Here is a 21,086-nt window from a genome sequence, read left to right as displayed (position 1 = left end):
CATGCCCACCCTCCGCACGCCCGCGCAGCGCTTGCCTGCCATCGATATCCTGCGTGGCGTGGTGATGTTGCTGATGCTGCTGGACCACGTGCGCGAGACCTTCTTCCTGCACCTGCAGGTCAGCGACCCCATGGTCGTCGATGACGTGAATCCGGCGTTGTTCGCTGCCCGGATGCTGGCGCACCTGTGCGCGCCGGTGTTCGTGTTCCTCACCGGCATGTCGGCCCACCTGTACGGACGAAGGCAACCGGACCCGCGCCGGGCCGCCAGCGCATTCCTGCTCAAGCGCGGCGCGTTCCTGATCGTGCTGGAACTGACCTTCGTCCACGTCGCATGGAACGCGCAGTTCCCGCCCACCGTCATGTACCTGCAGGTCATCTGGGCCATCGGCATCAGCATGGTGGCGTTGGCCGGCCTGCTGTGGCTGCCGCGCTGGCTGCTCGTTTCCATCGGCCTGGCCCTGGTGGCGGGTCACAACCTGCTTGATGGCGTCGAGGCGCAGGGATCGGGCATCGCACGCACGCTGTGGCTGATCCTGCACGAACGCGGCTGGTTCGAGGTGGCCGGCATCCGGGTCAGAACCTCGTATCCCGTCCTGCCGTGGGTGGGCGTCATTGCGCTGGGCTACGCCGCAGGCAGCTGGTACGCGGACGCCGGGGAGCGCACCAGGCGCACGGGACTGCTGCTCGCGGGGGCGGCGTTGCTTGCCGGCTTCATCGTCCTCAGGGCGGCGAACGGGTACGGCGATACGCCGTGGCAGAACAGTGGCCAGTTCCTCACCACGGCGATGGCGTTCCTCAACGTCACCAAGTACCCGCCGTCCCTGTTGTTCCTCTTGCTGACGCTGGGCGTGGGCGCGCTGTTGCTGGCGGCGTTCGAATCGACGCGCATCGCCGGCAAGCTGGCTCCGCTGGCGACGTTCGGGGCTGCGCCGATGTTCTTCTATCTGCTGCACCTGTACGTCCTGAAGCTGCTCTACCTGCTGGCACAAGGCCAGTGGGGCAACACGCAGGGGACCGTCTTCGGTTTCGGCAGCCTCGGCATGCTGTGGCTCATCACCGTGGTCATGGCGCTGGCGCTGTGGCGGCCTACCCAGGCGTTCGCGTGCCTGAAGGCGCGGAAACGCGACTGGACGTGGCTGCGCTATCTCTGACCGACGTCGCCCGCGGGGTGCCGACGGGCCGGTGGGCGGATGCCGTGCGGCGGCGGGTCAGAGCCCGCTCCACGACGCATGCGACGCGCGGGGCATGAACAAAGCGAGCCGGAGCTCGCCTTGTTCTCGATGCCACCGGCCTCCGGTTACCGCCCGTCGCTCCCCTTCAATTCGCGGGAGGCCGCCTCTTCGCTCGCCCACCTGTCCTCGATGGACGTGAGATGGGCAAGGCCGGCGGCGATGCGCGGCGCCACGCGCGGCTGCTGCATGGCGTCATGACTGACGCCGACCCGCGCCAGCTTGGCCTTCCACCCGTCCACCTTGCCGGACTCGGCCGCCAAGTTCATCGGCAAGAGCTTGATGTGCGCCTGGTTCCATCCCATGCCCACGTCGAATTCCACGGCGTATTCCTTGCCTGCTTCCACGGTGGCATTCAGCACGGACAGGCGCTCGGAAAACGCGACGAAGGTGTGCTTGCCCGGCGCCACGCGCAGCTGCATGTACTGGCCGCCACGCAGGCTGCCGGCGTAGCCGTCGCGGCTCCACAGCGAGAACGGCACCTCGGCGATCAGTTTCGCCGGGCGGTAGACATTGATGACCGCGCTCTGTGCGTCGGGCGCCATCGGCTCGGCGTCGGACGCGATCAGTCCCAGTCCCAACAGCTCCGGATTGACCAGCAGGTTGTCGTAGCCGTCGTTGGGACGCGTCTCGGCGAGCACCTGCTGCGGCTTGGTGTCCTTGACCAGCGCGAGGCCCTGCTCGGCGGACACCTCGATGATCTTGCCGCCCAGGTACTCCATCAGCAGGTAGACCGTCTCACCGGGCCGGTCGTCGACGGTCGTGTAGGCGAAGCCCGCCTTGGCCTGGACACCGTTCAACGTGTTGAGCCCGGGCGTGAGCTTCAACACGACGTGGCCACCGTTATCCATGGCGGCCACGACCTTGTCGTTCAGCGCCACCCAGACATCGCGACCGCCGCCGACGAACTTCTTTTCCCGGATCAGGTAGACCGTCGTTTCCTGGTCCTGAGCCGGCGCCGCGACGGGCGTCTCCGCGACGGACTCCGCCTGTGCCACCACCTGGAACGACACCAGGCTCACTGCCATCGCCAGCACCACACCCGCGTGTTTGAACGCACAACGCATACCGTCTCCCCCAAGGAAGTTTGCGAAAAATGAAATCCCCCGGCAGGTCCACGCTGCGAAGACGGGCGAGCAACGTCCACCCGTTTCCCCTTCGCGGAGGCGTACTGCCTTGGTGGGCATTGTCGTATAAACCGGTCGCCGTCGAACACCCGGGCACGCGCCCCGGCACGTCATCGACGCTCCACAAAAAAAAGGCGAGCCGAAGCTCGCCTTTCTTCTGCATGACGCTGGCGATCACACCGCCGGTTCGGGTTCCTGCCGGCGCTTGCGGTCGAAGCGGGCGCCGAGGGCGTCCTTCAGCGTATCCAGGCCGTCGCCGCGGCCGGCGACCTTGAGGTGGGCGTAGCCTTCCAGCGAGGCGACCATCAGGTCGCTGCCGAGCGCCATCTCGCTGTCGACCATGCGGTCGTACAGGCGCTGCAGGCGGTTGAGCAGCGGGCGCAGGGTGTCGAGGGCGACCAGGTCGGCCTCATAGCCGTCCAGGCTGAAGCCGCGCGGCAGTACGTCCGAATGGTTGCGCAAGGTGGTGACGGCGGCGCGGCAGAAGGCTTCGGACTTGTCGCCCATCTTGGTCAGCTCGCGGCGTTCTTCGGGCTGGAGGCCGATCAGTCCGGCGAGGTGCTGTTCCATGGTGGCGATGGCGGCCTCGATGTCGGACACGGCATTCGCGGCGAGGGTCAGGGAAATGCGGTTCTGGGGCATGGTCACTCCGTTGATCACGTTGATGGGACGTCGGCGTTCATCGCCGACGTCCGCAGGCTAGCGCCGTTGCACGCGCTTTACCTCTCACAAATGCAGACGCGCGAGACGGCAGATCGAGCACGGAATGCCAACGGTCGAGCACGGAACGCGATCGATGGCTTTCGGACGGTGAGACGCGAAGCGAAAAGTGCCATCGATGGCTCCCGGAAGGCGATGGCATGGCCTTCGGAATGCCATCGCTGGGTCGTTGAAAGCCATCGATGGCTTTCAATGTGAGAGCGATGGCTCGACACGTGCCATCGATGGGTTCCGGAAAGCGATCGATGGCGTTCGCAAAGCCATCGACGGAGCACATGTGCCCGGCGCTTGGGATTCCTTGCTCCATCCACGGAGCAGAACGCGCGATCGATGGCACGCGGAGCCCCATCGATGGGGCTCAATGTGAGACGGATCGAGCCCGGAATGCGATCTCACGCGGGACGGATCCGGTCCGCCAGCCATGCAGCGGATTCGCACCCTCCTTCCGCCGTTTCGTCGTCGCCCGTGGCGCTTCGTCCGTCCGCCCGGCCGTCGGTCCCCGCGCACGCCGATACTGGCGGCGCGCCCGGGGGTCGGGTGCGCCATCCGGGGACTCCATGTCGTCTGCCCAACTTGCGAATATCGCCCTCCATGTCGGCGCGGGCTCGCTCGCCTTGCTGATCGGGTTCGTCCTGCTGGCGCGCCGCAAGGGCGACGCGACGCATCGGCGGTGGGGCAAGGTGTTCTGCGCTCTCACCCTGGTGGTGGCGCTGTCGGCCGCCGTCGGCACGCTGTGCTTCCGCTTCATCCCGGTGTTCGCCGTGCTGACGGTGCTGGTGCCCTACCAGCTGGTCAGCGGCTGGCGGGCGATCTACACGCGGGCCCAGGGCCCGTCGGCGATCGATGCGCTGTGGACGCTGGTGGTGCTCGCGTTCGCGGTGGCGCTCACGCCGACGCTGATCTCGTCTTCGGGGCGGCCGGACGTGGTGGCGTATGCGTCGCTGGGTGCGCTGTTCACGCTGTTGGCGTACGACACGGTGCGCTGGCTGTTTCCGCGCCGCTGGTTCGCCACGCTGTGGCAGTACGAGCATGCGTACAAGCTGATCGCGTCGCTGTTCGGGATGCTGTCGGCGCTGGTCGGCAACGTGGTGCGAGCGGGCCAGCCGTGGTCGCAGATCGCGCCCTCGGTGATCGGCCTGCTGACGATCGCGTACTTCTTCGCGCAGTTGCGTCGGCGGGATGCGAGGGCGGCATCGGCCGAACCGGGGCAGGCGCGCGTCGCGTCATCGTAGGACGCGGATGGTGTGCGACGGCGGGCCTGGGCCCGCCCTACGTGTCGCTCCCGCCCGGAGCGATATCGGCACCCGATGCAGCGAGCAGGGCCCGATCCAGCGCGAACCGTACATGGGCCTGCAGCGCCGGTGCCTGCTCGCAATGCGACGCGATCCGGTCCAGCAGGTGCGCCATGGCGTCAGCACCGGGCGTGGCGTGAGCGCCCCAGACGCGGTGCTGGATCTCGTTGAGCCACTTCAGCGCGTTGAGCTGGGTTGCTGCATCCAGCGTGTCGTCGGACCAGATGCCGCGTCCGGCGATGGTCAGTTCGAACCAGAGGCGAATGCAGAATTCCCTGGCTTTCGGTTCGTCGAGTCCGATGACGTGTTGTCTCATGGTCACTCCTGTTGATGTCCGGTGTCGCGCGCGATTGGGACGATAGGATGAGCCCCACCACGGGGCGACCACGCGCCGCCTGGGCAAGGCCGAAGGTAATCGCCTCGGGCGTGCTGCGCTTACCCGTGCTACGGCCACACAGCCGTACCTTCATCGTAGTTGCATGTAGTCGGCGGACTGGCCAGATTCGTTTCGCCGAATCCTCGGCGCAATCGCGAGATGGATCTTATGAAGCTGATGCATGTGCTTGCGGGTGTCGTCATTGCGGTGGGTGGTGTGGCCGGGATCCAGCCGGTGCACGCGACGCCAGGTCAGACCGTCACGCCGATCAGTTGTACGGAGACCACCTGCATTGCGTATATCTGCACGACCGTCCCCGGCCAGCCGACGCACTGCACGATAGGAACGGTTCCTCGCCGGCCCGGCTGGGGTCCGGGCTATCCGTCGGAGCCCTGATGCGCAGAAGCCCTCGGACATCCCGGGGGCTTTTCTTTGTCGGAGTCTCTTGCCGTTATGGGTCGTACCGCAATCGCGCGACGGCGGGTTTACGCTCGGCGTCGGGGGACATGGGAGGGGCGCGCACATGCATTGGCATATCTACCTGGTACTCGCCGTGGGGATGGCGGTCGTGGTGATCGTCGATCTGGCGACAGGACGCTGGCCGCGGGCCGGTCTGTCGCTCTTGGGGCTGGTGTGCATCGGCCTGATCGCTTGGAACGGTCGCCAGGACGAGCGGAAGACGCGCGCCTCGGCTCCGGATGCACACGACGGGGACGCGCGACGCGAGTGATGGGGCGTGGCGCGGGCCTTGGCCCGCCGTTCCTATGCGGATGCAATGCGTTGGCGGGGTTGAGTCCGCCCTACGCAGTTGCTCTGCCCCGCGCTGGACGTCAGTGGAGCGTGTTCCAGATTGCCCAGGTAATGGTCGCGGCGATCACCACCAGCGAGGTGCACAGCCACCACACGATGAACAGGCGCGGGGAGCCGACGGCGAGGCCGAACGGGTTCTGCTTGATGGCTGCGGCGGCGGTGGCCGCATCACCATTGAATTGCTTGCGCAGCGCGCGCCAGCGCAGGGCGACGTAGCCCACGGCGGACGCGGACACGAACATCAGGACGGCGATCTGGGCGGGATCGCTTTCGCGGGCCAGCACGAAGACCACGAATCCCAGCGGCAGGAAGAAGAGCGCCATTGCGCTCGCGAACCGCCACCAGCTGAGGCTCGGCGTGCGCTTGAACAGCATGGTGGCCCCCTGTGTGTGGTGAAGCCGGATGGTAGCCCGGGGATGGTGCCCCGGTGCGCTGCGCTGACCCAGACTATGCGCCGTGCGGGTCGCCGGTGCGCTCGTAGTTGGCGATGTAGTCGGCCGTCGGGTAGGCGGTGCCGGTCGCCAGCACGCGGCCGGTCGCGCGTTCGACCAGGTAGGGGGCGTTGCCGGCCAGGGCGTGGATGATGTCACCGGTCTCGATGAATCGCTGCGTGTTGTAGAAGAACACCCAGCCCCAGGGTTTCTCGATGGTGGCGTCGTTGCGGACGAGCAGCGTGTGTTCGGTCATGCCGTCGTGGGACGCCGCGAGTTCCTGCTCCACGCGGGCCTTGGCTTCTTCTCTGGTGATCATGCGCTTTCCTTGGCGGTGCGGTGGCGCCGCTTGGTGGCCGTGGGTGAGGCAGCGCGACCTGGGGTGTCGGGGCCACCCCGTCGCATGGCCCTAGTTGCCCAGTGCCTTGAACAGCAGCAGCCAGACGAACCAGCCGATCATCATCAGGAACAGGGCTTCGCCGGCGGCTTTCTTGCGGTCGGCCATCAGGTAGCCGGCGGCCAGGAAGATGACGATACCGGGCAGCAGGACACACAGCACCTTGAGCACCAGCGGCAAGGTGTCGACGGGCTTGGCGCCGGGGATGGGCGGGGGTGAGCGTCCCGGCGGGGTGTCGAAGCGCGCGTCCAGGATGCCGCGCCCGATGAGTTCCTGTCGCGCCAGGCCGATCGCTGCTTCGCCGTATTCATCCGTCGTCGCCAGCGCGATGCGCATCAAACGGTCGGATTCGTACTCGCGGTATTGCTGCCTGGCGGCGTCGGCATCGAAGTAGGTGGACATGCTCGCTCCGTGATCGTTGTCCTGCGGTGGGATCGCTTCTACGGCATGGCATTGGGGTTCGCAAGCTCACCCCAACCTATGGCGCTGCGTCCAAACCAGTCGGGCCAGCAACATGAGTGACCCGCAGCTCAAAAGTAACGGTACGTGCCGGACCAGAACCTGGAAGCAACGGCTCCGGCAGATGAACTCGATAGACACTTGCTCTCGGGCCCAAATCGGCGACCAGCTTTTCAATCGACTGCGCACCATGCCCGTGCATGAATCCTACTATCACGCGGAACTTGCGATACCGCGCCAAGAACTGCGCGATAACGGATACACAACGTTCGCACGGAATGCGTTCGCTGAAAATATAGATGGCGCCGGCACGTCGAAATGTGTTCTTTCCGGCCCCAACCAAGCAGTACTTCAGGTACGCGTCCAAAGCATTGACGAGAAGATGCTCCGAGTCACTGAACATCTCTTTTCTATTCAATGATTCAGGCCAATACTTGGCGCGGAATTCCGCATCAGTAGTGTCGTAGTTCCACGATGCGGACGTGATCTCAAAACGCCCTGGTCGGTTCAAAGCCCTGACAAAATAGGGAGTCGTGCCGTCGTAGTTGAGGTTGGCCGACGCAGCGCTGACCCCTTTGTAACTTGCCGCGACGAAGTATGGCGTTGCAGGAATTATCTGTTTCAGCCTCGAAAACTCCAGCGTTGCGGCTGCAATCGCGATGTTCCCTGGAAGTACGCCAGGGTCAACTTTCTGGTTCTCCTTTGGTGCGGTCACCGCCGACGAGATTGCTTCGAAATATCCCCTGTAGTTCAGGGATTGCTCGAAGCACTGGCTAATCATCGACTCATCACTTCCGTTCCAACGGGGGGCTGGACGCTTACTTAGACGCACTATTTCTCTCCTTGATAGGCCCGGGTGCCCTCCGTCGCTGACCCGCATTCTGAGGACCAGCGACAAGAGAGGGTACGTCAAAGCTCGCGGTGGTGACGGGGTCGGATCAGGCGGTGACGGCAGCGACGATGTGGTCGGCGGTGTCGGCGAGGTAGGTGAAGCAGTGGGCCAGGCCGTTGCGGGTGAGGATGAGGTCGTCGGCGTTCTGGGCTTCGGAGGTGCTGTGAAAACGTACTCTGACCCCTGTTTTGTCTCAAGATGGTACAGCCGTAGCGCCTATCCCAATTACCTACTCACCGCTGCCTGTTCTGACTCCAGTTCCCTTCATCATCGTAGTTCAATGACTTTTGCATCCCACCGGCATTCCACACCAAATCGAACGCAGGCCTGAGAAACTTCGACGGATCTAAGGTTTCGTCTTGCACTTCGATCATTGGGAAAAGCATATGCTGACGATCGAACGGCCTCAGATCGCGATCGTTCGTGAAAGCAACCATCCGACCAACTCCGAGTCGGTAGCCTTTAGCATTAATCAGCGAGAATCCTATGTACATCGGCGCTCCGATATCGAACTCGCTAAGCCGCCGAACGGCGGAATTAACTGACTCGATACATAGCTCTTCGTAGTAGGTACTTGGTAGATAACCGCTTCCGTCACCTGCACGCTGCGCGAAAGCTTCAACAAACTCCGCACGACCTTCTCGGAAGAACAGGCTGTAAGCACTACTAGGCTCGTCGCGACTCACTTCATGTACAGTCACACCCTCCAGCCCAAGCTGCCAGCTCATTGAGCCAACACGATGCGGCGCCATGCTGTGAGGCCGGACCGAGAAGAGCTCTGCCGGGACCGTTCTCCCAGATGTAAAGCTAGCCAAAGGGAGAACATGAACAACAATCTTCAAGCCCTGCTTAAGCTCCACAGGCGTATCACCGGCAACAATCTTTGCAACACGATCCGCACGAAATCCTTCGATTTCCTTCTGCACGCCGTCTGAAAGTAGGAAAGCTTGTCGAAGCTGCGGTACATCAAGCTCGAAAGACCCAGCTGCACCACGCGCATAAAACATCCGATTGTTCTTGACCCGATGCGGGGCCACCCAGCTCTTCGCCACGCGAACGACGACTATCAGACGCCCGCTGCTTGTCGCTACCGCTCTGATCCGGACACTCCCAACTATCGGCTCGATACTCGATCGCAATGCTTGATCCAAGCGAAGCATTGCACCATCGATGCTGTCCGCATCAATATCTACACCAACAAGCTCTGCGGGGCGGCCTTGATCTGTTCGCATGCCAATAACTAGATCACCACCCTCACTGTTAGCAAATGAACAGACGGGCTTTAGCAGCCATGGAACCTTCTCGCTGTCAGCGTTACCCGGAAGGCGCTCCTTGTACTCGATGGTGTGATCTTCACTCCGCTGCTGATCAATCAAACTTTGCAATGCGGCATGATCAATTTGGTCGAACGATGCTGGAATCATTTAGCCACCTTTGCGCAAGGTATTCGCACAGAACGCGAGAACCGAGGGCAAGAGCAAATTTCACCGCAGCATTAGCCACTTGAAATTCACTCTGACCATCATTTCAAAATTAATGACTAAAGAGGTTGTGCGCGGACTGCCTCGCCTTGGTTGCCGAGGCTACAGCCTTCTCCATTAGTCCATCGACCTCAATGAGAAGCCCCCTCTCATCCTCTCGCTTCACCGCCCCCTTGGATCGGCCACTAGCGAGCTGCCTAGCAGCAGCCAGGTAGTAAAAGAACTTCTGCGCATCCGGAGCAACAGGCCCCATAAGATGCGTTTTCGGAGCTAACAACATCCCCTGCTCGCCCAGCCTCAATGCTTCCTGGATCGAACTCCAATCGATCCCTCCAGGAAAGTAGGCATCTAGATGGCTCCTGACCAAACGCCTATAGCTTGCAATGTTGTCTATCCATGTTGTCAGGTTTGGGATCAGCATGATCGCCAGAGACTTAGCCTCTAACATTTCTTGCTCCCTTCTTTCGTTTCGGTCGCGCAGATGCTGAAAGCCAGGAATGGCAATCGCCACTCCAATTGCCAGCACCGACAATATTGCTTGCGCCCAAGCTGCTTGCGCTTCTGCGGGAAGCGACCACCAATCCGCCATAAGCTCACCCACAAGACCCCCTCCCCCGACTCAAATTATCAACTTATTCCCACGAGGCCTCTGCGATTGCGCGCAAGTCTCCCAGGCCCTCTCCTTCCAGAATGTCGAGTTCGCCCCCCGTCGCGAACCTAAGAACATCTCTGGCTCGGCGCAGACGACTAACAGCAGGCGGGATCTGGCTGGAGCATAGATCGACATACCGCCTTAGATCTTCCAGCTTGTCAGGGATCTTGTACCCCTTCTGAGAGCTTGCAATGAGCAAGCCATAATCCCGTAGCGGCCCCACCACTTTGTTTCGAAGCGCTTGGGCGTCCATCTCTATTTCATACTCGTTATGTAGCTTTCTTAGAATCTCTTCTGCGTGCATGAACTCAGAGTTGGAGAAATTTGCATTCGATATCAGCCAATCGATGAACATACACCTCAGAGAGATATCGGCATCATTTTCTTGCGCATAAGCGTCTAAGTACGCGCTCGCTCGATTAAAAGATTCGCGCCTTACCACCTCATCAAATCGAGCCGACTCTACGTCCGGGAGCAGCCCTTCCGTGCGGAGTGTTGGCCACTCCATGACCGAAGTTTTACCCCTAAGGAGCTGATCGATACCAAGCGCCGATGATTCGGCTCGATGTGCGTGCCATTTCGCGATTGACCCGGCGACAAAGTCGGCAACTTGAACCGGCACATGATCATCACTTTTCAAGTGGTCGAACTTCATCACACGGAAGAGATCTTGACTTTGGAAGGCTCGTTCCAGGTATGCCATGAACTCTCGCTTGAATTTCACCCTTCCTTTCTCGTCGAAGCTCACGCAGACCTCGTCAGCTAAGGGAAGGTGGCTACAGAGTCTCTTGGCCACATGCTTCAGGAATGTTTGCGCGAAACGAAGGCCTGAATCTGGAGAGATCCTTTCCTTGGCAACCACAAATGAAAGTGACCAGAACTTAAGCGCACACAGCTTCTCCAAGATCAGCTTGCGCCGCGCAGCTTGCGCACCAACCTTGGAAGACTTAATTTCCCCAGTCTGAAAATAGAAACGGCGAACCTTGTTCGCCGTTTCTATGAACTCAGCCAGATCCTTGTCTTGAACTAGGATTGCAGTCAGAACGTATTTCGGAGACGCGCCCCTATCGACATGCAGGTGCTCATCCCCGGACTCGTCTACAAGTACGTGTATACGTTGCATGCAATCCCCGCACGCGTGAATTCACCAAACTACCAAGTTGCACTTGAGCACACGGAATTAGAAAGATCGCGTGACGACGACCTTCTAGTAGAACCCAGATTCCAAATCATCAAGTATCGAATCGATAGCTACGTCAACACCCATAGCTTTGCGGCGGGCCGCCTCATAAAGATCCTTCATGATTGAGAACGCCCATTCCACACCAAGAGTCTCATCACTGATCTCTTCAACTTCAGCGCCTAGAGAGTTCAGTATTGCCACGACGTATTCGACGTCGCCTCGATGCGCCCTGCTCTCTCTCGTAAAAATTCGTACAGTGGAGTTAGAGAATGGAAGCTGAAATACGCCACTTCTTTCGGATTCATCCCAGGCCAGTTCTCCTAGCCTAGTTTTTTCCGCTAGCGTCCTGACCAACTTCTCAAGTTTTGGATTGTTCATAGCTTTGCAGCCTCTTCATGAGCAACGGCAACCATCAGGGCCTGCATCTCATCCATCGACTTGGTTATAAGCGCGTTCAATCGAGGAACTTGAATCTTGAATTCGTCAAGGGTAACGCCCTGATCCAAGATTTTTTCTACGCCTGCCAGCTTCGATACTAGACTCTGCATCGTTTTCTGGATCTTTGGATCATCGAAGGCTTTGCGTTGCCTCAAGGCAGCGATGGAGTGGCGAAGCGCCTCATATCTAGGGGGGAGAACATCGATCGCAGCAGCCCGATGCAAGCTCTTTATCTCACCCAACGCCTTGATGGTGCTGCTTAGATCGATTACTGCTGCAGATCTCAGGCTGGCGTCCCGAGCAGCTTGCGCAGCCTCTTGAGCATTTAATGATGCCTTCCTTGCACGCCGCGCCTCATAGATAGCGAGCAATAGTCCTGCCAATGTAAGCACGGCGCTCACCAGACTGATGACATCCATTGTCGTCAATGAGGCGCCCTCCATGTTACGGCTGCCTCACCCGCACTTCGAATAACCACAGTTCAAGCACGTCGCGCACCCGTCCATGATGACGAGGGCCTTGGTGCTGCACTTGTGGCACAGGGTCGCGGAAGGCGGGAAGCTGGCGCCATCGCCGGTCACGGCGATGTCCTCGGCGGCGCCCTGCGCGGGCACGGCCGGTGCAACGGTCACACTTTCTACGACGTCAGAGTTTTTTTTTGCGCGGTCTTCGTACTGCTTGCGCTTCTCGGCCAGGATGGCGCGCTGGTGCGCACTCATTTCCGGATCGTGGATCAGGCCGATCGACTTCATGTGCTCTTCCACGATGGCACCCAACTCCGCCACCAGCGACGGCATGTACACGCCACCGGCCTTGAAGTAACCACCGCGCGGATCGAACACCGCCTTCATCTCGTCCACCAGGAACGTCACGTCGCCGCCCTTGCGGAACACCGCCGACATGATGCGCGTCAGCGCCACGATCCACTGGAAATGCTCCATGGACTTGCTGTTGACGAAGATCTCGAACGGACGGCGCAGCTCGTGCTCCGTGCCCGCGTTCAACACAATGTCGTTGATGGTCACGTACATGGCGTGCTCCACCAGCGGCGACTTGATCTTGTAGGTACTGCCGATCAGGACTTCCGGGCGCTCGATGCGCTCGTGCATCTGGATGATGTTGTCCTGCGGCGTTTCCTTTTCCACCGTCTCGCGCGGCACCGATGCCACCGGAACCGCGGCCGCGGCTTCGCGCGCCTTGTCTTCCGGGGTGAGCACGCTGTAGCCCTTGATTTTCTTGTCGATCTTGACGGCCATGACGGTGGAATCCTGTTCGTATTCTTGTTGTAGGTAACGGGACGGAAGCGCTACGGGCGGCCCCCTCCCCTAACCCCTCCCCCGCGAACGGGGGAGGGGGCGGAGCACTTACTTACGGGCCGCTTTTTTCGCGGCTTTCTTCGGGGCCTTGCGGACGGCTTTCTTGGCCGCCTTCTTGGGAGCGGCCTTCTTCGCCGCCTTCTTCACGGGCGCCTTGCGGGCGACCTTCTTCACTGCCTTCTTGGCCGCCTTCTTCACTGCCACCTTCTTGGTGGCGGCCTTCTTGGCGACCTTCTTCACCGCCTTCTTGGCGGCCGTCTTCTTGCTGGCTGCCTTCTTGGTGGTCTTCTTCGCTGCCTTCTTCGCCGTCTTCTTGGCGGGCTTCTTGCCGGCGACCTTCTTCTGCAGGCTGGCGGCTTCGGCCTTGGCGGCGCTGCTGGCGGCGGCCAGCTTCTTCTTGGCCTTGGCGACGGTCTTCTTCACCGCCTTGGTGGCCTTGTCGGTGCGCTTGGCCACGGCCTTCTTCGCCTTGGCGATGTCGGCGGTCACCGTCTTGCGCGCCTTCTTGGCGGCCTTCTTGGCCTTGGCGACCGTTTCGCTGGCGGTGGACGCCACCGCCTCGCCGATCCCCGCCACTGTTTCCTTCACGCTTTCGGCTGCGCCGGAAAGCGTCGCCGTGACACCATTACCGTTGCTCATGTTGCCCTCCTTGTGGGCGAGGTTGGTTGACGCTGCCGATGCTATACCCGATGGCGCGGGGTGGAACGGTGAAGCGGATGAATCGGTGGTTCAACTTCCTGGAGCAGCCCCTTCCCCCGCGTGCGGGGAAGGTTGGGATGGGGGCGCTGTTTGCTGGGAGTCAAAAGCAACTCGCTGCGCTCGCTCCCCCTCACCTGCCCTTCGGGCATCCTCTCCCCCGCTTTGCAGGGGAGAGGGGTACCGCTTTTTCTTTCCCTTCTCCCCGCATGCGGGGAGAAGGTGGCCGGAGGCCGGATGAGGGGCCGCTGTTCGCGAGGAGCAAAAGCAACTCGCTGCGCTCGCTCCCCTCACCTGCCCCCGTATCCAAGTACGGGGCAGGCTCTTCGGGCATCCTCCCCCGCAGGCGGGGGATGAGAACCATCAGAACTTGCCGTAGTAGCCTTCCTTCAACGCATCGAACAGGTTGGCGGCGGTGTGCATCTCGCCGTCGTACTCGATCTGCTCGTTGCCCTTCACCTCGATGACGTTGCCGTCTTCCAGCTCGAAGCGGTAGGTGGTGTTCTCCAGGTCGGCTTCCTTCACCAGCACGCCCTGGAAGGCGGCGGGGTTGAAGCGGAACGTGGTGCAGCCCTTCAGGCCCTGCTGGTGGGCGTAGCGGTAGATGTCCTTGAACTGCTCGTACGGGTAGTCCGTCGGCACGTTGGCGGTCTTGGAGATGGAGCTGTCCACCCACTTCTGCGCGGCGGCCTGCACGTCGACGTGCTCCTTGGGGGAAATGTCGTCGGCGGCGATGAAGTACTCCGGCAGCTTGGCGTCGGCGTCGTCCGAGAACGGCATGGCCTTGCCGTTGACCAGCTCGCGGTAGGCCAGCAGCTCGTAGGAATAGACGTCGACCTTTTCCTTGGTCTTCTTGCCTTCGCGGATCACGTTGCGGCTGTAGTGGTGCGCGAACGAGGGCTCGATGCCGTTGGAGGCGTTGTTGGCCAGCGACAGGCTGATGGTGCCGGTCGGGGCGATGGAGCTGTGGTGGGTGAAGCGGCTGCCGACTTCGGCCAGCTCGTCGACCAGCTCCGGCGCCACCGTGGCCACGCGCTGCATGTAGCGGCTGTACTTGGCGTGCAGCACCTTGCCGGGGATTTCCTGGCCGACCTTCCAGCCGTCCTTCGCCATTTCCGGGCGCTGGCGCAGCATGGCGGCGGTGACGGTGAAGCGCTCTTCCATGATCGGGGCAGCGCCCTTCTCCTTGGCCAGCGCCAGGCCCATTTCCCAGCCGGCCACGGCCATCTCGCGGGCGATCGCCTCGGTGAACTCGCAGGACTCGGCACTGCCGTACTTGTGCTTGAGCATGGTCAGCGTGCTGCCCAGGCCCAGGAAGCCCATGCCGTGGCGACGCTTGCGCAGGATCTCCTGGCGCTGCTGTTCCAGCGGCAGGCCGTTCACTTCGACCACGTTGTCGAGCATGCGGGTGAACACGCGCACGACTTCCTTGTATTCCTCCCAGTCGAACCGGGCCTGGTCAGTGAACGGGTCGCGCACGAAGGTGGTCAGGTTGACCGAGCCCAGCAGGCAGGCGCCGTACGGCGGCAGCGGCTGCTCGCCGCAGGGGTTGGTCGCGCGGATCGTCTCGCACCACCAGTTGTTGTTCATCTCGTTGACGCGATCGATCAGGATGAAGCCCGGCTCGGCGTAGTCGTACGTCGAGACCATGATCATGTCCCACAGGTGGCGGGCACGGATGTGGCCGTAGATCTTGCACGCCACCAGGCCGTCGTCACGGACGATGTAGTTCTTGTGGGTGGGCCACTCGCGCCAGACCACCTGGGCGGCGTCTTCCACGTTGATGTCGCCCTGCTCCTTGATGTTCACCGGGAACACCAGCGGCCAGTCGGCGTCGGTGTCCACGGCGTCCATGAAGCCGTCGGTGATCAGCAGCGACAGGTTGAACTGGCGCAGGCGGCCGTCTTCGCGCTTGGCGCGGATGAAGTCCTTGACGTCCGGGTGGGAGATTTCGAACGTGCCCATCTGCGCGCCGCGGCGGCCGCCGGCGGAGGACACGGTGAAGCACATCTTGTCGTAGATATCCATGAAGGACATCGGGCCGGAGGTGTACGCGCCGGCGCCGGCGACGAAGGCACCCTTCGGGCGCAGCGTGCTGAACTCGTAGCCGATGCCGCAGCCGGCCTTCAGGGTCAGGCCCGCTTCGTGGACCTTGTCCAGGATGCCGTCCATCGAGTCCTCGATGGTGCCGGAGACGGTGCAGTTGATGGTGCTGGTGGCCGGCTTGTGCTGCTGGGCGCCGGCGTTGGAGGTGATGCGGCCGGCCGGGATGGCGCCACGGCGCAGCGCCCACACGAAGCGCTCGTACCAGTAGGCGCGCTTCTCGGGGCTGGCTTCCGCGTCGGCCAGGGCGCGGGCCACGCGCTGGTAGGTGCCGTCGATGTCGGCGTCGAGGGCTTCGCCCTGCTTGGTCTTCAGGCGGTACTTCTTGTCCCAGATGTCCTGGGACGCCGGCTGCATGGGGACCAGGGTGGGCTGTTCCGTCTTGACCGCCTCGAGGCGCACCGTACTCATGGTTGTGTTGTTCTCCTGAAAACGACTGGAACTACTGAATGTCTGTGGTGGCGGGCGGGCCGTGGCCCACCCCGGTGATTCATCGCGGCCCCGGAGGACAGGGACGGCAGCGCGGGCGGCCGCACTTCATGCGCCGCGCCGGTTGCCGGATTGTGGAGGTGGGCCCTGCGAATACGGTGGTGCCCACTGCTTCCCTCGACCTCATGCGCCAATCCCCGAAGGCGCCCGAATTCCCAAGGCGTGTTGCCTGAAAAAACACCAGCACTTGGGTCCGCTTCGTGCTGGACCGCAACATCTTGTGTCAGCACGAAGTGGCAAAACTACGCCGGGGGGTCCCCCCTGTCAACCGGATTGACATGACAATTGCATGGCATCCACCCCACCGTCCGTCATCACGCGCGGGACTGCGGCGACCGGCCGCAGGCGCTGAACTTCATTGCAGGTTTAGGGGTCCGTCAGCAGACTCATTCAGGTTCGCGGGCGGCGTCGCCGGCCCGCTCTCTCCTTCGCAACGAGCTGCCGACCGACCATGAAGAAAGCGCTGCGTCCGTTCCCCACCCTGATCGCCCTGTCCGCCGCCGCCGCGTTCGGCGGCTTCGCCGCCACCGGCCTCAACGACCTGTTCCAGAACCCCGCCCTGGCCGCACCCAGCGCCGCGGCCGCAGTCCCGGCCGCCGCCGCGTTGCCGACCGCCGTCGACGGCCAGGTGCTGCCGTCGCTGGCGCCGATGCTCAAGCGGGTCACCCCGGCGGTGGTCAGCGTGTACAGCCGGCAGACCGTGCGCGTGGCGAGCCCGCTGGGGCCGTTCGGCGACGATCCGGTGTTCCGCCGCATCCTTGGCATCCCCGACATGCCGCGTGAACGTGTGGAGCGCGCGCTGGGCTCGGGCGTGATCGTCGATGCGACGCGCGGCTACGTGCTGACCAACCATCACGTGGTGGAAAACGCCGAAGGCGTGTCGGTCACGCTCAACGACGGCCGCCAGGTGGAGGCCGAGTTCATCGGCTCCGACCCCGACACCGACATCGCGCTGATCCGCATCCCCACCCAGGGCCTGACCGCGGTGCCGATGGCCAACAGCGACCAGCTGGAGGTCGGCGATTTCGTCGTCGCGATGGGCAACCCCTACGGCCTGGGCCAGACGGTGACCTCGGGCATCGTGTCCGCGGTGGGCCGCAGCGGCATCCCGGTGGCCGGCTACCAGAACTTCATCCAGACCGACGCCTCGATCAATCCCGGCAATTCCGGCGGTGCGCTGGTCGACCTGCAGGGCCGGCTGGTCGGCATCAACACCGCCAGCTTCAACCCGCGCGGCAGCATGGCCGGCAACATCGGCCTGGGCTTCGCGATCCCGGTCAACATGGCGCGCGGGATCATGGACCAGCTGATCGCCAACAACGGCGTGGTCCGCCGCGGCACGTTCGGGGTGGAATCGCAGGATGTGGACGAGCGCACCGCGCGCGGGCTGGGCCTGGACGTCGCGCGCGGCGCCTTGATCACCCGCGTGTACCCGGGCTCGGCCGCGGCCACCGCCGGCCTGCAGCCGGGCGACGTGGTGCTGTCGGCGAACGGCCAGCGCGTCGACAACCGCGCCGCCCTGCACAACTTCGAAGGCCTGCAGCCGGTGGGCACGCAGGTGACGCTGGACGTGCGCCGCGACGGCAAGCCGGTGCAGGTGGACGTGGCGCTGAAGGAAGGTGTGCGCAACGCCGACGGTGCGACGATCGATGCGCGCCTGACCGGCGCCACCCTGAAGGAGCTGGACGAGTCGGCCCGGCAGCAGCTGCGCAGCATGATCCGCGGCGCGCAGGGCGGCGTGCAGGTCGGCAACGTGGCGCGCGACAGCCGTGCCTGGAACAACGGCCTGCGCCCGGGCGACATCATCGTGGGCAGCAGCAGCGGCGAGTTCGGCGACCTGCCGGGCTTCCGCGCCAGCTTCGAGCGCAAGCCGGCGCAGCTGGTGCTCAACGTCATGCGCGGCCGGAGCATCGCCCGCGCGCTGATGCAGTGACGCGCCCGCGGTGGACGGCATAACGGCCCGTTCACCGCCGTGCATTAGAGTGACTCCATCCCCCCGCCTGCAGCAGGAGCCGACCATGACCATGCCCACCCACACCGATGCGCTGAAGTCCAACCTCGGCGAAGCCGGTTCGCACCTCGCCTCGGCGGCCGCCGCCGCCGGCGAAGCCATCAAGGGCGCCGCCAGCGCCGCCGGCGACGAACTGCGCCTGGGCAAGGCGAACATCAAGTCCGAGCTGGCCGACAGCGCGCTGTCCGGCCTGGCCGCGGCCGAAGCCGGCGGCGGTGCCGCCAGCGAGCAGGTCGACGCGCTGATGGACAAGGGCCGCGACCTGATCGACAGCGCCGCCGACCTGATCCGCGAGCGCCCGCTCGCCTCGTTCGGCGTGGCCTTCGCCGCCGGCTGGATCATCGCCAAGCTGGCGCGCAGCGGCGGCAACAAGTAAGCCGACCGCGTGAGCGACGCGCCCCGCGACACCGACACGCCCCCGCCGCCCGATCTCATCGACAGCCTGAAGGAGGTCGGTGAGGCCGGGCGCGCCGCGTTCGGCTCGGCCAAGGACACCGGCCGCGCGATGCGCGCGCTGGTGTCGGCCGACTTCGCACTGGCGCGCAGCGCCTTCGGCCGTGCGCTGGCCTGGGCCGGCGTGGCGATCGTGTTCGGCGCCTCGGCCTGGCTGCTGGTCACCGGCGCGCTGATCGCGCTGATGCAGCGCTTCGGTCTGTCCTGGTTCCAGTCCTTGTCGATCGCCGCGCTGCTCAGCCTCGGCGTCACCGCGCTGGCGATCTGGAAGGTGGGGCGCTACTTCGATTACACCGGCATGCACGCCACGCGTCGGCAGTTGTCGAAGCTGGGCCTGTTCGACGAGGACGGCGGCGCCAGCCACGACGAGGCGCCCGCCCCGGCCGACGGCAAGGAAGGCGCCTGATGCGCTTCGAACAACTGCAGCAGCACGTGGAGCGCGCGGAGAAGCGGGTGGAGCTGCGCGGCGCGCAGACCTCGCTGTACTGGAGCATCCTCAAGCAGACATGGAAGGACGGCTGGACGCCGGGCCGCATCGTCATCGCCGGCGTGGTCAGCGGCTTCCTGGCCGGACGCAGCGACCCGCTGCGCGCGATGACCGGTGCGCGCTGGATGCAGATGTTCACCGCGGTCTCCAGCTTCGTCGCCACGGCGCAGGCGGCCGCCGCCGCCGAGCAGGCCGAAGACGCCGCCGACACCGCGCAGGACGTAGCCGAACAGGCCGAGGGCATGGCCGACGAGGAACCGATGGTGGACGCGGCCTTCGACGAGGACGACATCGTCGTGACCGCTCCCCGCCCCGCCGAGGCGGCGACGGAGCTGTCGGAGCGCTGAGGTCCAGTGCTGGTGTAGGAGCGACGTCAGTCGCGACCGCACGCCGGCCAGTCGTGCGAAAGGCCGGCCGTTCTTTTTCGTAGGCGCGCTGCGGCGCGTTCACCCTACTGCATACTGCGCCGCTACCGGGGCGCGGTCGCGACTCACGTCGCTCCCACAGGATTGCCGCCACAATCGCGCCTCCAGTCCGGTCGCGACCCGCCCATGAGCACACCTGCTCCCTCCGACACACCGCCCGCCCCGGCCACCCCGCCACCCGCGCGCCCGCGCGGCTCCACTCCGCTGCTGGTGCTGGCGACACTGGCCGTCGGCTACACGCTGTGGGCGGCGCAGGAAGTGCTGCTGCCGGTGCTGCTGGCGATGTTCTTCGCGCTGGTCGGCAACCCGATCATCCGCGTGCTGCGGAAGCTCTACATCCCCCGCTTCCTCGGCGCGCTGATCGTGCTGCTCGGCGGCATGGCCGTCACCGGCCTGCTGGCGCAGAAGATGCTGCCGTCGGCGATGGAGTGGGCGCAGCAGGCGCCGCGCGAGATGCGCCAGCTGGCGCCCAAGCTGCGCGAGCTGACCAAGCCGGTGCAGGACGCCAACAAGGCCGCCGAGAACTTCGCCCGCGCCGCCGCCGGCAGCCAGACTTCCAGCCGGCAGCCGCAGATCGTGCAGGCTACGGCCGACGATCCCTACCGCAAGCTGCTGGCGACGCCGCGCGTGGTCGCCTCGCTGCTGGCGGTGGTGCTGCTGACGTTCTTCTTCATGGTCTACGGCGAGAACCTGCAGCGCAACGCGATCGCGCTGCTGCCCGGGCGGCAGCAGAAGAAGTTCACCGTGGAGATCCTGCATTCTATCGAGCGCGAGGTATCGCGCTACGTGCTGACGATCAGCATCATCAACACGGTGGTGGGTTTCGTGTTCGCCGGCGTGCTGTACCTGCTGGGCCTGCCGCTGGCCGAGGCGCTGTTGTGGGGCACGATGGCGGCGCTGTTGAACTTCGCGCCCTACGTGGGGCCGTTGATCGGGATGGTGGCGATGCTGCTGGTGGGCTTCGTCAGTTTCGAGCAGCCGTTCCAGTCGATGCTGCCGGCGATCGCCTACCTGGTGCTGCACACGATCGAGGGGCAGATCGTCACGCCGATCATCCTGGGCAGGCGGATGGCGTTGTCGCCGCTGATCCTGATCCTGGCGCTGATGTTGTTCGGGTGGTTGTGGGGGATCATCGGGTTGCTGCTGGCGGTGCCGTTGCTGGTGTGCGTGAAGCTGGTGCTGGCGCGCGTCGAGGGGATGGAAGGGTGGGCGCGGTTGTTGGAGTGAGTAGGCCCCTCTCCCGCCGCTGGAAGCCCCTCTCCCTGCGGGAGAGGGGTTGGGGTGAGGGACGACGGAGACTGCCTCTTCGATCTGCCCGGGTGGCACAACATCCACGAGGCCGCTTTGATTCCATGGCGCCTTGCGGGGCGCATCTTCTTTTTCCATACATGGTGCCGCTCGCCGCGGGGGCCCTACTTTTCTTTGCTTGTGCAAAGAAAAGTAGGCAAAAGAAACACCCCCCCGGGGGTCCGCCCGCCGCTGCGCGGCGGGTTCGCAGTCCCGGCGGGAATTTTCGGACAGGGCATCCTGCCCTGGCCGAAAACGGCGCACATCCATGTGCGCCGCCCCTGCGGGGTTTTACCCGCCGTGACTGCCGGACCTAAGGGGCCCCAAGAG

23 protein-coding genes are annotated in these 21,086 nt (G+C 63.8%); 8 read left to right on the top strand and 15 right to left on the bottom strand.

The genetic code is table 11. The features are described 5' to 3' along the window. Position 1 precedes the first annotated feature (1 nt). Entirely contained in the window at positions 2–1,153 is a 1,152-nt protein-coding gene (locus AC04MD_RS06880; RefSeq protein ID WP_475496550.1) for an acetyltransferase domain-containing protein, read from the top strand. Positions 1,154–1,299: 146 nt separating this feature from the next. On the opposite strand, the gene AC04MD_RS06875 is transcribed toward AC04MD_RS06880, so the two are convergent. Both AC04MD_RS06875 and AC04MD_RS06870 read right to left on the bottom strand, forming a co-directional pair. Continuing rightward, positions 1,300–2,298, bottom strand: coding sequence for a hypothetical protein (locus AC04MD_RS06875; RefSeq protein ID WP_475496549.1), 999 nt, complete (start codon positions 2,296–2,298; stop codon positions 1,300–1,302). Positions 2,299–2,532: 234 nt separating this feature from the next. Further along, entirely contained in the window at positions 2,533–3,000 is a 468-nt protein-coding gene (locus tag AC04MD_RS06870) for a hypothetical protein (RefSeq protein WP_475496548.1), read from the bottom strand. A 635-nt stretch (positions 3,001–3,635) separates the two neighbouring features. On the opposite strand from AC04MD_RS06870, the gene AC04MD_RS06865 reads away from it, so the two are divergent. After that, positions 3,636–4,310 carry a DUF2306 domain-containing protein gene (locus AC04MD_RS06865; RefSeq protein WP_475496547.1) on the top strand — a complete coding sequence of 225 codons (675 nt, stop codon included), beginning with the start codon at positions 3,636–3,638 and terminating at the stop codon, positions 4,308–4,310. A gap of 37 nt (positions 4,311–4,347) precedes the next feature. On the opposite strand, the gene AC04MD_RS06860 is transcribed toward AC04MD_RS06865, so the two are convergent. Beyond that, positions 4,348–4,686 (bottom strand): hypothetical protein, encoded by a 339-nt coding sequence (locus AC04MD_RS06860; protein WP_475496546.1) that lies wholly within the window; start codon positions 4,684–4,686, stop codon positions 4,348–4,350. Between the two features lie 583 nt (positions 4,687–5,269). Here AC04MD_RS06860 and AC04MD_RS06855 point away from each other — a divergent pair. Continuing rightward, complete coding sequence (locus AC04MD_RS06855; RefSeq protein WP_475496545.1) at positions 5,270–5,476, top strand: hypothetical protein; 207 nt, start codon at positions 5,270–5,272, stop codon at positions 5,474–5,476. Positions 5,477–5,576: 100 nt separating this feature from the next. Here the strand turns inward: AC04MD_RS06855 and AC04MD_RS06850 are convergent, their stop codons facing one another. The 12 genes from AC04MD_RS06850 to AC04MD_RS06795 all read right to left on the bottom strand — a co-directional run bounded on the left by AC04MD_RS06850 (position 5,577) and on the right by AC04MD_RS06795 (position 16,015). Next, the gene (locus AC04MD_RS06850) at positions 5,577–5,930 is read right to left on the bottom strand and encodes a hypothetical protein (RefSeq protein WP_475496544.1); all 354 of its coding nucleotides are present in this window, start codon (positions 5,928–5,930) and stop codon (positions 5,577–5,579) included. 73 nt (positions 5,931–6,003) lie between these two features. Further along, complete coding sequence (locus tag AC04MD_RS06845) at positions 6,004–6,306, bottom strand: YrhB domain-containing protein (protein WP_475496543.1); 303 nt, start codon at positions 6,304–6,306, stop codon at positions 6,004–6,006. A 90-nt stretch (positions 6,307–6,396) separates the two neighbouring features. Then, complete coding sequence (locus AC04MD_RS06840; RefSeq protein WP_475496542.1) at positions 6,397–6,786, bottom strand: hypothetical protein; 390 nt, start codon at positions 6,784–6,786, stop codon at positions 6,397–6,399. Positions 6,787–6,862: 76 nt separating this feature from the next. Then, positions 6,863–7,675 (bottom strand): hypothetical protein, encoded by an 813-nt coding sequence (locus tag AC04MD_RS06835; protein ID WP_475496541.1) that lies wholly within the window; start codon positions 7,673–7,675, stop codon positions 6,863–6,865. 293 nt (positions 7,676–7,968) lie between these two features. Further along, positions 7,969–9,159 (bottom strand): AlbA family DNA-binding domain-containing protein, encoded by a 1,191-nt coding sequence (locus AC04MD_RS06830; protein WP_475496540.1) that lies wholly within the window; start codon positions 9,157–9,159, stop codon positions 7,969–7,971. Positions 9,160–9,268: 109 nt separating this feature from the next. Beyond that, positions 9,269–9,817 (bottom strand): hypothetical protein, encoded by a 549-nt coding sequence (locus AC04MD_RS06825; protein ID WP_475496539.1) that lies wholly within the window; start codon positions 9,815–9,817, stop codon positions 9,269–9,271. A gap of 31 nt (positions 9,818–9,848) precedes the next feature. Continuing rightward, on the bottom strand, positions 9,849–10,991 hold the full coding sequence (locus tag AC04MD_RS06820; protein WP_475496538.1) for a DUF3800 domain-containing protein: 1,143 nt from the start codon (positions 10,989–10,991) through the stop codon (positions 9,849–9,851). An 84-nt stretch (positions 10,992–11,075) separates the two neighbouring features. Further along, entirely contained in the window at positions 11,076–11,429 is a 354-nt protein-coding gene (locus AC04MD_RS06815) for a hypothetical protein (protein ID WP_475496537.1), read from the bottom strand. After that, positions 11,426–11,932, bottom strand: coding sequence for a hypothetical protein (locus AC04MD_RS06810; RefSeq protein WP_475496536.1), 507 nt, complete (start codon positions 11,930–11,932; stop codon positions 11,426–11,428). Before AC04MD_RS06810 ends, AC04MD_RS06815 begins: the two co-directional genes overlap by 4 nt. Positions 11,933–11,944: 12 nt before the next feature. Beyond that, complete coding sequence (locus AC04MD_RS06805) at positions 11,945–12,745, bottom strand: TSCPD domain-containing protein (RefSeq protein WP_475496535.1); 801 nt, start codon at positions 12,743–12,745, stop codon at positions 11,945–11,947. A gap of 108 nt (positions 12,746–12,853) precedes the next feature. Beyond that, positions 12,854–13,444 carry a hypothetical protein gene (locus AC04MD_RS06800; RefSeq protein WP_475496534.1) on the bottom strand — a complete coding sequence of 197 codons (591 nt, stop codon included), beginning with the start codon at positions 13,442–13,444 and terminating at the stop codon, positions 12,854–12,856. Between the two features lie 420 nt (positions 13,445–13,864). Continuing rightward, complete coding sequence (locus AC04MD_RS06795; protein WP_475496533.1) at positions 13,865–16,015, bottom strand: adenosylcobalamin-dependent ribonucleoside-diphosphate reductase; 2,151 nt, start codon at positions 16,013–16,015, stop codon at positions 13,865–13,867. 541 nt (positions 16,016–16,556) lie between these two features. On the opposite strand from AC04MD_RS06795, the gene AC04MD_RS06790 reads away from it, so the two are divergent. From AC04MD_RS06790 to AC04MD_RS06770, 5 genes are all read left to right on the top strand, one after another. Continuing rightward, positions 16,557–18,026: a Do family serine endopeptidase gene (locus tag AC04MD_RS06790; protein WP_475496969.1), complete on the top strand. Its 1,470-nt coding sequence runs from the start codon at positions 16,557–16,559 to the stop codon at positions 18,024–18,026. Positions 18,027–18,111: 85 nt separating this feature from the next. After that, on the top strand, positions 18,112–18,480 hold the full coding sequence (locus AC04MD_RS06785) for a hypothetical protein (RefSeq protein WP_475496532.1): 369 nt from the start codon (positions 18,112–18,114) through the stop codon (positions 18,478–18,480). Between the two features lie 9 nt (positions 18,481–18,489). Further along, positions 18,490–18,963 (top strand): phage holin family protein, encoded by a 474-nt coding sequence (locus AC04MD_RS06780; protein ID WP_475496531.1) that lies wholly within the window; start codon positions 18,490–18,492, stop codon positions 18,961–18,963. Further along, the gene (locus AC04MD_RS06775) at positions 18,963–19,391 is read left to right on the top strand and encodes a protein sip-5 (RefSeq protein WP_475496530.1); all 429 of its coding nucleotides are present in this window, start codon (positions 18,963–18,965) and stop codon (positions 19,389–19,391) included. Before AC04MD_RS06780 ends, AC04MD_RS06775 begins: the two co-directional genes overlap by 1 nt. A gap of 204 nt (positions 19,392–19,595) precedes the next feature. After that, positions 19,596–20,696 carry an AI-2E family transporter gene (locus tag AC04MD_RS06770; RefSeq protein ID WP_475496529.1) on the top strand — a complete coding sequence of 367 codons (1,101 nt, stop codon included), beginning with the start codon at positions 19,596–19,598 and terminating at the stop codon, positions 20,694–20,696. Positions 20,697–21,086: the final 390 nt, after the last annotated feature.

The sequence above is a fragment of the Pseudoxanthomonas sp. LjRoot206 genome, from assembly GCF_056175725.1.
Note: the sequence above shows the minus strand (reverse complement) of the source record. Positions and strands in the feature narration are given on the sequence as shown.